Below are 13,260 nucleotides of genomic sequence, written 5' to 3'. Positions count from 1 at the left end.
GAGCATAGCCCCAACGAGACGGACCGTCTCAGTTGACGGGATCGCGATGCAGCACGACCTTGGTCGTGCGGGCGGCGTAGGCGGTGGGGGCGTCGTTCCAGTCGGCGGCCAGGGTGGTGACCCGTTCGGCGGGGAAACCGGTGCGTTCGACAAAGGCCAGCAGGTCGGGCAGGACCGCGCGGACGTGGGAGACGCCCAGGCGGAGGGTGGCGCCGGTGGCGTACATGCGCATCAGCGGAACACCGGTGCAGGAGCCCACGTAGTAGCCGACCGCGGTGCACAGCCCGCCTGGCGCCAGCGCGCTCACGGCGCGACGCAACCCCCGGGCGCGGGACGTGGCCTCCACGGCGATGTCGTACCTGCGGCCCGGCGCCGAGAGGGGACGAGCACGGGCACCGAGGGACGCGGCGATCTCCCTGCGTCCGGGGTCGTCGTCCAGGTAATCGACGACGCTCGCCCCGTGCTCGACGGCCAGGCCGGCGGCGTACAGGCCGATGCTCTTGGCGCCGCCGCCCAGAATCAGCACCGATCCGCCCTCCCTCTCGCGGAGCGGCGGCACGACACTGCGCCAGGCGTCGGCGAGGTTGTCGGCGGCCGCCGCGACCCGCAGCGGCGGGACACCGGACGGGACGGGCACGAGCATGTGGTCGGCGAACGGCACGCGGAGCCGATCGGCGATCATGCCGCCCCACGGGCCGCTCGCCGTCCCGAACCCGAACGCCGCCAGCGTTCGCCCGCCGCTGAGGGCCGTCGTGGTGGCGCAGGTGGAGGTCAGCCCGCGTTCGCAACGATGGCACGAGCCGCAGGAGACCGCCCATGGCACGACGACCGTCTGCCCGACGCGCACGCCACTGACCTGCGAGCCGACGGCGACGACCTGGGCGACGCATTCATGCCCGATGGCGAAGGGGCCCTTGAACGGGACGTTGCCGCAGATGCCCGCCACGACGGGATCGATCGCTCCGAGCATCATCCCGGCCTGCATCGCCCGCGACACGGGCCGGTGGATCGGCAGGGAGTCACCGTCGCAGCGACCGGCGACGAAGGGCCGCACGATCGCGTCCCCGGGGTCGGCCAGCACCGCGTCTTGGCGTTCCCGCCACGCCAGCCGTCCGCTGCGCACGAACACCAGCTCACGCATCGGTACCGCCGTCCCTCCGTGTCGCGTTCTCGATGATGTGCTCCAGCCGGGTGGCGACGTGGTCGAGAGGTGCGATGTCGCGTTTGGCCCGGCACATCGCGACCGTTCCTTCGACCGAGGCCACGATCAACGTCGCCAGTTCGGCGGCGGCAGGGGCGTCCACGCCGTGCTCACATAGCGAGCCCGCCAGAAGCCTTTCCCAGGCTGTGAAGACGTCGGCGGCGGCGTCGACGGCCTCGGCGGCGCCCTCGGCGGGCGGCTCCTCCACCGCGACCGCCAGTACCGGGCAGCCCGCCTGGAAGTCGCTGTCGATGACCGTCCGCCGCCAGAGCGCCAGGAACGCGCGCAACCCGGCGACCGGCCCTGCCGCCAGCTCGCGTTCCAGCGTCGTCGACACCAGATCGCCCGCGAAGCGCACCGCCTCGGCGGCCAGCTGCTGCTTCCCCCGCGGGAAGTAGTGGTAGGTCGACCCCAGCGGCGCCCCCGAATGCGCGGCGAGCTCGCGGACCGTGCTGCCCGCCAGCCCTCGCCGCCTGATCAGATCGGCGGCACCGACGACGATCCGCTGCCGGGACGTGCCCGCGCTCTGCGCCACCCTTATCCCCCCTGGTTATGACGTGCGTTATACCCTCTCGTGGCCTGCGATTATAACGAGCGTTATAGACGGAAGGAGTGCGCGTCCATATTCCCGACGCCCTGGAGCTGGCCGACTCCAGTTCGCGCGGGGGCTGACGCACGGCCGCACCGGCAACCTCAGCGTCCGCGTGGACGAGGGGTTCCTCTGCACGCCGACCGGCAGGTCGCTGGGGTCGCTGACTTCAGACAGGCTGTCCCTGGTCGGCCTGGACGGGCCCCGGCTGTCCGGGCCGCGCCCGTCCAAGGAGGCGTCCCTGCACGCCGCCGTCTACCGTGCCCGGCCTGGCGCGGGTGCCGTGATCCACCTGCACGGCACCCACTCGGTCGCCGTCTCGTGCCACGCCGAGGTCGACGCCCATGACGCGCTGCCCCCGCTGACGGCCTACTACGCGATGCGGGTCGGCCGGTTGCCCGTCCTGCCGTACCACGCTCCGGGTGATCCGGCGCTGGAGCCGCTCGCCGAACGGACGGCCGCCACCTCCCACGCCTTCCTGCTGGCCAATCACGGCCCGGTGGTGGCCGGTGCCGACCTGGCGGGCGCCGCCGACATCATCGAGGAATTGGAGGAGACCGCCCGCCTGTGGCTGCTGCTGCGCGGCCACCTCGACGAGGTCTTCTATCCGGGTGAGATCGAGGACCGCAACGCCCGTTCCGCCGAGCACACCGGCGTCGCCCTTCCGGCCAGGACCCGGCGTGATCTGGGCCGTCTGGCCCGCGAGTGCGGGATCGACGACGCGGCCGAGACGCTCGGCCTCAGCGAGGCGGATTCATGAGCGCCTCACCGGTCGCCTCCGGCCATGACGCTTTCGGCACCCGCACGACACTGCGCGTCGGCGACAGGCGGCTGCACATCCATCGCCTCGCCGGCATCGCCCCGGCCCACCTGCCGTACAGCCTGAAGATCGTGCTGGAGAACCTGCTGCGCCACCAGGACGGCGACGCCTCCACCGACCGCGTCCGGGCGCTCCTGGACTGGCGCCCGGAACGGCCCGCTCGGCAGGTGGTGCAACTGCGTCCCGCCCGGATCTTCCTGCATGACACCAACGGCGTGCCGGTCCTGCGGATCTGGCCGCCATGCGGGACGCCATGGCCGCCCTGGGCGGTGACCCGGCCGCGGTGAACCCGCTCCTGCCGTCCGAGCTGGTGGCGGACCACTCGGTGATCGCCGACGTGTTCGGCCGGCCGGACGCGCCGGCGCTCAACACCGAGCTGGAGTACAAGCGCAACCGGGAGCGCTACCGGTTCCTGAAGTGGGGGCAGAAAGCCCTGCGGAACTTCGCCGTCGTCTCGCCCGGCACGGGCATCATGCACCAGGTCAACGTCGAGTATCTCGCGCGGGTGGTGATGGTCCGCGACGGCTGGGCGTTCCCCGACGTCTGCCTGGGCACCGACTCCCACACCACGATGGTCAACGGGCTGGGCGTCCTCGGATGGGGCATCGGCGGCATCGAGGCCGAAGCCGCGATGCTCGGGCAGTCGATCGCCATGCCCTTGCCGGACGTGGTCGGCGTGCACCTGGACGGGGCACTGCCGCCGGGCGCCACCGCGACCGACCTGGTGCTGACCATCACCGAGCTGCTGCGCGGGCACGGGGTGGTCGCCAAGTTCGTGGAGTTCCACGGCCCGGGCGTCACCGCGCTGCCCCTCGCCGACCGCGTCACCATCGCCAACATGAGCCCCGAGTACGGCTCCACCTGCGCCTGTTCCCCATCGACGCGGAGACCCTCCGGTACCTGCGCTTCACCGGCCGCGACAACGACCAGATCGCGCTCGTCGAGGCCTACGCCAAGGAACAGGGACTCTGGCACGACCCCGTCGGTGATGATCGCCGCCGCGCTGCTGGCCAGGAACGCGGTCGCCAAGGGGCTGACCCGGAAGCCCTGGTCAAGACGACCCTCTCCCCCGGCTCCCGGGTCGTCATGGACTACTACGCCAAGGCCGATCTCACCCGCCATCTGGAGGCGCTCGGCTTCCACCTGACCGGCTTCGGCTGCATGACCTGCATCGGCGCGTCCGGGCCCCTGGTGGAGGAGGTCTCCCGGGCGGTCCGCGAACACGGCCTGCACGTGGCCGCCGTCCTGTCGGGCAACCGCAACTTCGAGGGACGCATCCAGCCCGAGGTCGCGCTGAACCACCTCGCCTCGCCGCCGCTCGTGGCCGCCTACGCGATGGCCGGGACCATGGACATCGACCTGCTGGCCGAACCGCTCGGCACCGGTTCCGGCGGCGAGCCGGTCTACCTGCGCGACGTCTGGCCCGGCGATGACGAAATACGCGACGTCGTCGCCGCGTCCCTGGAGCCGGACATGTTCCGGCGCGCCTACGCCGACGTGTTCCGGGGCGACGACCGGTGGCGGCTCCTGGACGCGCCCGGAGGCGACACCTTCGCCTGGGACGAGTCGTCCACCTATCTGCGCCGCCCGCCCTACCTGGACGGCGTGGAACTCCGGCCGCCGCCCGTCGCCGACGTCATCGGCGCCCGGGTGCTGGTCAAGCTCGGTGACATGGTGACCACCGACCACATGTCACCCCCGGGGGCCATCCCGCCGGACAGCCCCGCCGGGCGTTACCTCGCCGATCGCGGCGTGCCCCGGAACCGCTTCAACACCTACGCCTCCCGCCGCGGCGATCACGAGGTCATGATGCGCGGCGCGTTCGCCAACGTCCGGATCGCTCCCGGGACGGAGGGCGGCTTCACCCGCGACTTCCTCGACGGCGGCAGAATCACCTCGATCTATGAGGCCGCCACCGCCTGCCGGCGCGCGGGCGTGCCCACGGTGGTCATCGCCGGGGCCGCCTACGGCACCGCCTCCTCCCGGGACTGGGCGGCCAAAGGCCCGGCCCTCCTCGGCGTCAAGGCCGTCATCGCCGAGTCCTACGAGCGCATCCACCGCTCCAACCTCGTCGGCATGGGCGTGCTGCCACTGGAGTTCACGGACGGCCAGAGCGCCGACGCCCTCGGCCTCACCGGTGAGGAGGTCGTCTCCATCACCGGGCTGGAACCCCTCAACGAGGGCGTCGTCCCCGCGTGCGATGGCGCCCAGAAAGTAAAGCCTCCAAGGGAACTCCATTAACAGCCACCACGTTGTCACTATCCGTAGTGGTGGCAATATTGTTCCCACCTGTCTCCGGAGGAACAGTGGACGTATCCCTAGGCATGTGGGCGCTGACGGTCGCCGCGTTGTGCGTCCTCATCGGCATTGATTTCGCCATCGGCCGCAAGCCGCACGAGGTGTCGATCAAAGAGGCCGGCATCTGGTCGGCCGTCTGGGTCGCCCTGGCCGTCGCGTTCGGGCTCGGCCTGCTGGCCTTCGAGGGAGGGCAGCCGGCCGGCGAGTTCTTCGCGGGGTTCATCACCGAGAAGTCCCTCAGCGTCGACAACCTGTTCGTGTTCGTGCTGATCATGGCGAAGTTCGCGGTGCCGTCCCACTACCAGGCGCGGGTCCTGATGATCGGCGTCCTCATGGCGCTCGTCATGCGCGCGGGCTTCATCGCCGCGGGCGCCGCGATCATCTCGACGTTCTCGTGGGTCTTCTACATCTTCGGCGCCTTCCTGATCTGGACGGCGTGGAAGCTCGTCCAGGACGCCCGCAACGAGGGGCACCACGACGACTACGAGGAGAACAAGCTGCTCAAGGCGGTCGAGCGCCGCTTCGGCGTGGCGGACCGCTACCACGGCACCAACCTGTTCGTGCGGGAGAACGGCAAGCGCGTGATGACGCCGATGATGGTCGTCATGCTGGCGATCGGCTCCACCGACGTGCTGTTCGCCCTGGACTCCATCCCGGCGATCTACGGCCTGACCGAGGACCCGTACATCGTCTTCACCGCCAACGCCTTCGCGCTGATGGGCCTGCGCCAGCTGTACTTCCTCATCGGCGGCCTGCTGAGCCGGCTGGTGCACCTGTCCTACGGGCTGTCGATCATCCTGGGCTTCATCGGCGTCAAGCTCGTGCTGCACGCCCTGCACGAGTCGGGGGTGCACGTTCCGGAGATCAGCGTCCCCTTCTCCCTCGCCTTCATCGTCCTCGTCCTCGCGATCACCACCACCACGAGCCTGATGGTCTCCAAAAAGCAGGCGGAACGAACGTAGGGTCGCCACATGGGATCCGACGTGTGGGCCGTCGGCGACGCCTACGAGGCGTACATCGGCCGTTGGAGCCGCCGTGTCGCGGACGCTTTCCTGCACTGGCTGAACGTGCCGGCCGGTCTCCGATGGCTGGACGTGGGGTGCGGCACCGGGGCGCTGACGGCGACCGTCCTGGCCAAGGCGGAGCCCGCTCAGATCACCGGTGTCGACACCTCCGGAGCCTTCCTGGCGCAGGCCGGTGCCCAGATCACCGACACACGCGCCACCTTCGCCGTCGCGGACGCACAGTCGCTGCCCTTCTCCGACCAGTCCTTCGACGCGGTCGTCAGCGGCCTTGCGCTCAACTTCGTCCCCGATCCGTACCGTGCCGTGGCAGAGCTCACCCGAGTCACCGCACCGGGCGGCCTGGCCTCCGCATATCTCTGGGACTACGCCGAGGGCATGGCCATGCTGCGCTACTTCTGGGACGCCGCAGCCACCCTCGACCCTGCCGCAGCCGAACTGGACGAAGGCCGCCGCTTCCCCCTGTGTCGCCCAGAACCCCTGGCCCGGCTATGGACCGACGCCGGAATGGGCGAGGTGACAGTAAAGGCGATCGAGGTACCAACCGTATTCGCCGATTTCGGCGACTACTGGAACCCGTTCCTAGGCGGCCAGGGCCCGGCCCCTGGATACGTCATGTCACTGACTCGAGAGAAACGCGACGCGCTACAAGACCTCCTCCGCACACGCCTCTCCCGCAACCCCGGCGGTTCCATCGCGCTCACCGCGAAAGCCTGGGCAGTGAGAGGGATCGCGCACCCGAGAGCAGTGAAGCAATAGGACCCCGGAGGTCACTCGCTCTCATGCATCCAGGGCTGGTAGGAGATGCCCACGATCACGCCCTCGGGGCTCAGCACCCGGACCACCGTCTGGCCCCAGGGCTCGGTGCGCGCGGGGTGCAGCAGCGTGTAGCCGCCGGCCTCGAGTTCCGCGCCGCCTTCGGCGACCGCGGCCTCGCTCGCGACCTCGAATTCGAAGCACGCCTGCGGGACCACCCGGTCCGCCGGCCATTCCTTGGTGCCGAAGCACGCCTCGGCGGCCTGCGACAATGGCCAGACACCGAAATGCTTGGTGCCCGGAACCGCCTCGCTGAAGTAGTACTCGTCGTCGGCGTGCTTGGTGAGCGGCAGGCCGATCGCGTCCACGAACAACTTCCGGCTTAACGGCGGGTGCGGCGTCACGACGGCGACGCTGGCCACGAATTCGATCTTCATTTCTGATCCTCCGCGATGGGCTCGATGGCCGACAGATCGTCTCGCCGCCGATCCGATCAGTCAATCCACGATCGCGAGAATGACCGCTCCGGCTCCCAGTGGCACGTCCAGCAATACGCAGAACTCCGCCAAAGACCGGGGCACGACCTGATCGCGCCGGTAATGGACGATGTCCCATCCGGCATGGGACGCCAGCGCCACTCCGGCCAGGCCGGCGCACCCCGAGCTGCGCGCTGATCTGCGGGAATCCACCCGGCCGCTGGACGAACATGACCAGCTCGCGGGCCACGGTCAGGGCCAGCTCGGAACCGTGATCGGCCTCGACGAGGGCCAGCGCGAGGTCCACGCGCCACGCCGGCTCGGTGCCGATGGCCAGCCCGGACGAGGCGGGGATCGTTCCCCCGGCCATCGAGACGACCGACGTCGCGTACGCGGGAGCGGCGCCGAAACGGTTGGCGAGCGAGAAGACCTCGAGGGGCCGGTGAAGTCCAGGGCCAGGACTCCCGGGAACACGAGGATGACCACGGCCCGGGGATCGGCGTCTGTCACTGAGAGCACGCTGCCATGCTTGGCGATCCGTCCCGGCCGGGCAAGGACACCGGCCTGACGGATCCGGCCATGATCACAACCCCGGAGAGGCCTCCGCCGCGGTCAGGATGGTGATTCGTCGTCGAGGGGGACCTGCCACCGCAGGAGGGTGCCACCGCCCGCGCGTGGTCGTGTCCGGAACGAGCCGCCGAGATCGTTCGCCCGGTCGGCCATGTTGCGCAGGCCGCTGCGGCGGCCGACGTTCTCGGGGATGCCGACGCCGTCGTCCTCCACGCGCAGGAAGACCTCGTCGTCGCCGACCTCGATCGACACCGTGACGCGGGTGGCCTTGGCGTGCCGGGCGACGTTGGACAACGCCTCGGTCACCACGGCCAGCAGGTGCTCGCCGAGGGCGTCGCCGACGGAGGTGTCGAGCAGCCCGTCCAGGCGCACCGAGGGGGCGAACCCCAGGTTCTGCGTGGCGGTGTCGATGACGGCGTGCAGCCGGTGCCGCAGGCTCTGCTCGCCCGGCACCGCCTGCAACGCGAAGATGGTGGAGCGGATCTGCCGGATGGTGTCGTCCAGATCGTCCACCGACCGCTGCAGCCGGACCGCCACGTCCCGCTTCTCCGCGATCTTGATGGCGCTCATCAGCGTCATCGCGGTGGCGAACAGCCGCTGGATCACCGTGTCATGCAGATCCTTGGCGATCCGGTCGCGGTCCTCCAGCATCGCCAGCCGTTCGGTGTCACGGCGCCGCTCGGCCAGCTCCAGCGCGATCGCGGCCTGACCGGCATAGGCCTCCAGCAGCTTCTGGACCGACGCCCCGAACGGCGGCGCGTCCGGGGGGCTCCCCACCGCCAGCACACCGCGAGCTCCCTCGCCGACGCCGAGCGGCACCAGCAGCGCCGGCCCGATCGGCACATGATCGGCGATACCGGCGCGGGCCGCCCGCCGGGCATCGGGCACCGACAGCGGGCTCCCGCTGCGCGCCACCCGTTCGAGCAGCTCGTCGTCCAGGCGCAGCCCGCGCACATCGCCGGCGAACTCGCCGTCGGCGGCGGTGAGCACGAACTCGCCGGCGCCCTCGTCGATCAGCGTGACCACGGCGTGCGACGCCCCGGAGATCTCACGCGCCCGCCGGGCCACCAGTTCCAGCACCTGGTCCTGGCCGGCTCCCGACAGCAGCGCCGTGGAGATCTCCGCCGACGCCTCCGTCCACTGCTCCCGGCGCCGCGTCTCCTCGTACAGGCGCGCGTTCTCGATCGCCACACCGGCGGCGGTCGCCAGCGCGGTCACGACGATCTCGTCGTCCTCGTCGAACTCCGCGCCGCCGCGCTTCTCGGTGAGGTACAGGTTGCCGAACACCTCGTCGCGCACCCGGATCGGCACCCCCAGGAACCGCCGCATCGGCGGATGGTTCGCGGGAAAGCCATACGACTCGGGATGCGCCGACAGGTCCGGCAACCGCAGCGGCTGCGGCTCCTTGATCAGCAGGCCGAGGATGCCATGGCCGTGCGGCCAGTGCCCGATCGCCTCGATCTCCTCCGCCGAGACCCCGACGGTGATGAACTCCACCAGGTGCTCGCCCTCTTCGCTGATCACGCCCAGCGCGCCGTACTGGGCGTCGACCAGCGTGGTGGCCGCCTCGATGATCCGCCGCAGCACCGTCGCGAGATTCAGCTCGCTGCCGATCGACACGACCGCTTCCAGCAACGCGTGCACACGATCACGCGTACCGCGCACCGCCTCCAGCCGGGCCTGCAACTCGGTCAGCAGATCATCCAGCCGCAACTGCGGAAGCATCAGCCTCGCGCGATCCTCGCCCGCTCCAGATCCCGGCGCCATGCCGCCAGTATGCGCCCGCCCGGCACCGGCCGCCAGGAAAAGGACCTTGGTCCCTGATCACGGGTTCCTCGGTCCCTTTCCGAAACCGGACGGCGTGGCCTACGTTCGAGGGGAACACGTTCCCTACGAGGATTCAAGGTCATGACCAGCGAGAACACGCAAGAACGCGCCGCGATCCGGGTGTTCCTCGTGGACGATCACGAGGTCGTCCGCCGTGGCGTGGCCGCCCTGCTCTCCGCCGAGGACGACATCGAGATCGCCGGCGAGGCGGGCTCGGCCGACCACGCGCTCGCCCGCATCCCCGCCGCCCGGCCCGACGTCGCCGTCCTGGACGTCCGGCTCCCCGACGGCGACGGCGTCACCGTCTGCCGCGAGATCCGCTCCACCATGCCCGAAGTGGCGTGTCTCATGCTGACGTCCTTCGACGACGAGGACGCCCTGTTCGACGCCGTCATGGCGGGCGCGTCCGGCTACGTCCTCAAACAGATCCACGGATCCGACCTGGTCGGCGCCGTCCGCACCGTCGCCTCCGGGCAGTCGCTGCTCGACCCGCGCAGCACGGCCAAGATGCTCCAGCGGCTGCGCGACCGCCAGGAACGCAAAGACCCCCTCGCGGGCCTGTCCGACCAAGAACGGCAGGTCCTGGAGCTCATCGGCGAAGGCCTGACCAACCGGCAGATCGGCGAACGCATGTACCTCGCCGAGAAGACCGTCAAGAACTACGTCTCCAGCCTGTTCTCCAAGCTCAACATGAGCCGCCGGACTCAGGCCGCCGCCTACGCGGCCCGGCTGAAGGCGTCGGCGCCCAAGACCGGGCACGACCCCGCCGGCTGAGAAGACGAGGGACCTTGGTCCCTAATGATCTCCGCCGCTCGTCGGCATCATGACCTCATGCCTCTCGACCAAGGCGGCCTGGAGATCCTCGAAGCGGAGGAGTGCCGGTCGCTCCTCCGCTCGGCGGTCCTCGGCCGCGTCGTCTTCACCGACCGGGCGCTGCCGGCCGTCCAGCCGGTCAACTTCGTGCTCTCCGATGGAGACGTGATCATCCGCACCGGCGCTGGCTCGAAGCTGGCCGCCGCCGCACGCGGCGCCATCGTCGCGTTCGAGGTCGACGACTTCGACACCATCGCCCGGACCGGCTGGTCGGTGGTCGCCATCGGTCCGGCCAGGACCGTCACCGACCCGCGGGAGCTCGCCGCGCTCCGGCGGCTGCCGCTGCGCTCCTGGGTTCCGAACGCGCGCGATCACTTCATCCGGATCCGTCCCGAACTGCTCTCCGGTCGCCGCGTTCCTTCCCCGCTCCCCCGCTGAACCCGCGCCGGGATTCGCATCAGGACCCGGCTCCTTTATCTAGTAAGGCCAGGTCCAGTCGCGGACTTCGGCCGCGTCTTCGCCGTGCTCGCGGGTGTGGGCGCGCAGCGCGAGGCGCTGATCGACCATGCGCTGCCGCAGGTGGGCGACCCGTCCGCCCAGATGCGGAACGCGGTCGATGACGTCCATGACCAGGTGATAACGGTCGAGGTCGTTGAGCATGACCATGTCGAACGGGGTCGTGGTGGTGCCCTCCTCCTTGTAGCCCCGGACGTGGAGGTTCTGGTGGCCGGTGCGCCGGTAGGTGAGGCGGTGGATGAGGTAGGGGTAGCCGTGGAAGGCGAATATGACGGGCTTGTCGGTGGTGAACAGCGCGTCGTACTCGGCGTCGGTCAGCCCGTTCGGGTGCTCGCCCGACGGCTGCAACCTCATCAGGTCGACCACGTTCACCACCCGGACGCGCAGGTCGGGCACGTTCCGGCGGAGCAGGTCGACGGCCGCGAGGGTCTCCAGCGTGGGGATGTCACCGGCGCAGGCCAGCACGACGTCCGGATCGGCGCCGCTGTCGGTGCTCGCCCACTCCCAGATCCCGATGCCGCGCGTGCAGTGCAGGACGGCGGCGTCCATCGGCAGCCAGTTGAGCGCGGGCTGCTTGCCCGCGACGACGACGTTGATGTGGTCGCGTGAGCGCAGGCAATGATCGCCGACCGACAGCAGCGTGTTGGCGTCCGGCGGCAGGTAGACCCGGACGATCTCGGCCTTCTTGTTCATGACCACGTCCAGGAACCCTGGATCCTGGTGCGTGAAGCCGTTGTGGTCCTGCCGCCACACGTGCGAGGACAGCAGATAGTTGAGCGAGGCGATCGGGCGCCGCCATGGCAGGTGCCGGGTGACCTTCAGCCATTTGGCGTGCTGGTTGAACATCGAGTCGACGATGTGGATAAACGCCTCGTAGCTGTTGAACAGACCGTGCCGCCCCGTCAGCAGGTACCCCTCCAGCCAGCCCTGGCACAGATGCTCCGACAGGACCTCCATGACACGACCGCTGGAGGCCAGATGCTCGTCGGTGTCGTAACGTTCGCCGGTGAAGACGCGGTCGGTGACCTCGAAGACGTCGCCGAGCCGGTTGGAGGCCGTCTCGTCCGGCCCCATGATCCGGAAGTTGTCGGGATTGGCGGTGATGACGTCGCGCAGGAACGCCCCCAGCCGCCTGGTCGGTTCGGTGGAGGTCGTGCCGGGCTTGTCGACCGGCACCGCGTAACCGCGGAAGTCGGGCAGGACGAGGGGACGCAACAGCAGACCACCGTTGGCGTGCGGGTTGGCGCTCATCCGGCGGTCGCCCGCCGGGGCCAGCGCGCGCAGCTCGGCCGGCGGCCGGCCCTCGTCGTCGAAGAGCCGCTCGGGCCGGTAGGACCGCAGCCAGCTCTCCAACTGCGCGAGATGCTCGGGGTTCTCGCGCACGCCCGGCAACGGCACCTGATGCGAACGCCACGTGCCCTCCACCGGGACGCCGTCCACCTCTTTCGGCCCCGTCCAGCCCTTGGGCGTGCGCAGGATGATCATCGGCCAGCGGCGGCGCTCGTGACTCTTGCCGCCGCGAGCGCCCTGCTGGATCGCGGCGATCTCATCGAACGCACGGTCCAGCGCGGCGGCCATGCCCTGGTGCGTCTTGGCAGGGTCGTCGCCGGTGACCAGATAGGGGGTGTAGCCGTATCCGTCGAAGAGCTGGACCAGCTCCTCCTCGGGGATCCGCGCCAGCACCGCCGGGTTGGCGATCTTGTACCCGTTGAGGTGCAGGATGGGCAGCACCGCGCCGTCCCGCACCGGGTCGAGGAACTTGTTGGCGTGCCAGGACGCGGCCAGCGGACCGGTCTCGGCCTCGCCGTCCCCGACGATGCACGCCACCGTCAGATCCGGGTTGTCGAACGCCGCACCGTAGGCATGCGCCAGCGAATAACCGAGCTCACCGCCCTCATGGATCGACCCCGGCGTCTCCGGCGCGACATGGCTGGGCACGCCTCCCGGGAACGAGAACTGCCGGAACAACCGCGCCATTCCGGCCTCGTCCTGCGGCACCTCCGGATAGACCTCGCTGTAGGTGCCCTCCAGCCACGCGTTCGCCACCGCCGCCGGCCCACCATGGCCGGGCCCCATGACGTAGATCATGTTCAGGTCGCGGGCCCGGATGAGCCTGTTGAGATGGGCGTAGCAGAAGTTCAGGCCGGGCGTCGTCCCCCAGTGCCCGAGCAACCGCGGCTTGATGTGCTCAGGCCGCAGCGGCTCCCGCAACATCGGATTGGCCAGCAGATAGATCTGCGCCGCCGACAGATAGTTGGCGGCCCTCCAGTAGGCATCGATCAGCCGAAGCTCGGTAGAGCCCAACGTGGCTCGGGTCATGACACTCGTCCTCGCATCGCCGTCATCGGACGGTCCCAGCCCACCACCCCCCG

10 protein-coding genes and 1 pseudogene are annotated in these 13,260 nt (G+C 70.0%); 6 read left to right on the top strand and 5 right to left on the bottom strand.

All coding sequences use genetic code 11. The annotated features are described in order from the left end of the window. Nucleotides 1–28 precede the first annotated feature (28 nt). On the bottom strand, nucleotides 29–1,141 hold the full coding sequence (locus tag ACGFNU_RS35580; protein WP_392600961.1) for an alcohol dehydrogenase catalytic domain-containing protein: 1,113 nt from the start codon (nucleotides 1,139–1,141) through the stop codon (nucleotides 29–31). Beyond that, a complete protein-coding gene (locus tag ACGFNU_RS35575) occupies nucleotides 1,134–1,736 on the bottom strand; it encodes a TetR/AcrR family transcriptional regulator (RefSeq protein WP_392600959.1) in 603 nt (200 codons plus the stop codon). The genes ACGFNU_RS35580 and ACGFNU_RS35575 overlap by 8 nt, the downstream gene beginning before the upstream one ends. Between ACGFNU_RS35575 and ACGFNU_RS35570 the strand changes: the two genes are divergently transcribed. The 4 genes and pseudogenes from ACGFNU_RS35570 to ACGFNU_RS35555 all read left to right on the top strand — a co-directional run bounded on the left by ACGFNU_RS35570 (nucleotide 1,651) and on the right by ACGFNU_RS35555 (nucleotide 6,689). After that, complete coding sequence (locus ACGFNU_RS35570) at nucleotides 1,651–2,550, top strand: class II aldolase/adducin family protein (RefSeq protein ID WP_392600957.1); 900 nt, start codon at nucleotides 1,651–1,653, stop codon at nucleotides 2,548–2,550. The genes ACGFNU_RS35575 and ACGFNU_RS35570 overlap by 86 nt on opposite strands. Continuing rightward, nucleotides 2,547–4,806 (top strand): annotated as a pseudogene (locus ACGFNU_RS35565) (aconitate hydratase); the annotation flags it as partial. The gene ACGFNU_RS35570 and the pseudogene ACGFNU_RS35565, both read left to right, overlap by 4 nt. A 110-nt stretch (nucleotides 4,807–4,916) precedes the next feature. Beyond that, nucleotides 4,917–5,870 (top strand): TerC family protein, encoded by a 954-nt coding sequence (locus tag ACGFNU_RS35560; RefSeq protein WP_392600955.1) that lies wholly within the window; start codon nucleotides 4,917–4,919, stop codon nucleotides 5,868–5,870. A gap of 9 nt (nucleotides 5,871–5,879) precedes the next feature. After that, a complete protein-coding gene (locus tag ACGFNU_RS35555) occupies nucleotides 5,880–6,689 on the top strand; it encodes a class I SAM-dependent methyltransferase (RefSeq protein ID WP_392600953.1) in 810 nt (269 codons plus the stop codon). A gap of 11 nt (nucleotides 6,690–6,700) precedes the next feature. Here ACGFNU_RS35555 and ACGFNU_RS35550 read toward each other — a convergent pair whose 3' ends face one another. Both ACGFNU_RS35550 and ACGFNU_RS35545 read right to left on the bottom strand, forming a co-directional pair. Next, nucleotides 6,701–7,123, bottom strand: a complete 423-nt coding sequence (locus ACGFNU_RS35550) for a hypothetical protein (protein ID WP_392600951.1) — start codon at nucleotides 7,121–7,123, stop codon at nucleotides 6,701–6,703. Between the two features lie 651 nt (nucleotides 7,124–7,774). Beyond that, complete coding sequence (locus ACGFNU_RS35545) at nucleotides 7,775–9,499, bottom strand: GAF domain-containing protein (protein ID WP_392600949.1); 1,725 nt, start codon at nucleotides 9,497–9,499, stop codon at nucleotides 7,775–7,777. Between the two features lie 141 nt (nucleotides 9,500–9,640). Here ACGFNU_RS35545 and ACGFNU_RS35540 point away from each other — a divergent pair, with 141 nt between their 5' ends. Both ACGFNU_RS35540 and ACGFNU_RS35535 read left to right on the top strand, forming a co-directional pair. Continuing rightward, on the top strand, nucleotides 9,641–10,333 hold the full coding sequence (locus ACGFNU_RS35540) for a response regulator (protein ID WP_392600947.1): 693 nt from the start codon (nucleotides 9,641–9,643) through the stop codon (nucleotides 10,331–10,333). A 57-nt stretch (nucleotides 10,334–10,390) separates the two neighbouring features. Continuing rightward, nucleotides 10,391–10,810 (top strand): pyridoxamine 5'-phosphate oxidase family protein, encoded by a 420-nt coding sequence (locus ACGFNU_RS35535; protein ID WP_392600945.1) that lies wholly within the window; start codon nucleotides 10,391–10,393, stop codon nucleotides 10,808–10,810. Between the two features lie 39 nt (nucleotides 10,811–10,849). Here the strand turns inward: ACGFNU_RS35535 and ACGFNU_RS35530 are convergent, their stop codons facing one another. Continuing rightward, complete coding sequence (locus tag ACGFNU_RS35530) at nucleotides 10,850–13,207, bottom strand: phosphoketolase (protein ID WP_392600943.1); 2,358 nt, start codon at nucleotides 13,205–13,207, stop codon at nucleotides 10,850–10,852. Nucleotides 13,208–13,260: the final 53 nt, after the last annotated feature.

Source organism: Spirillospora sp. NPDC048911 (assembly GCF_043198015.1).
GTDB lineage: Bacteria > Actinomycetota > Actinomycetes > Streptosporangiales > Streptosporangiaceae > Spirillospora.
The sequence above is the reverse complement of the archived record's forward strand: the minus strand, read 5'-3'. Positions and strand labels throughout refer to the sequence as shown.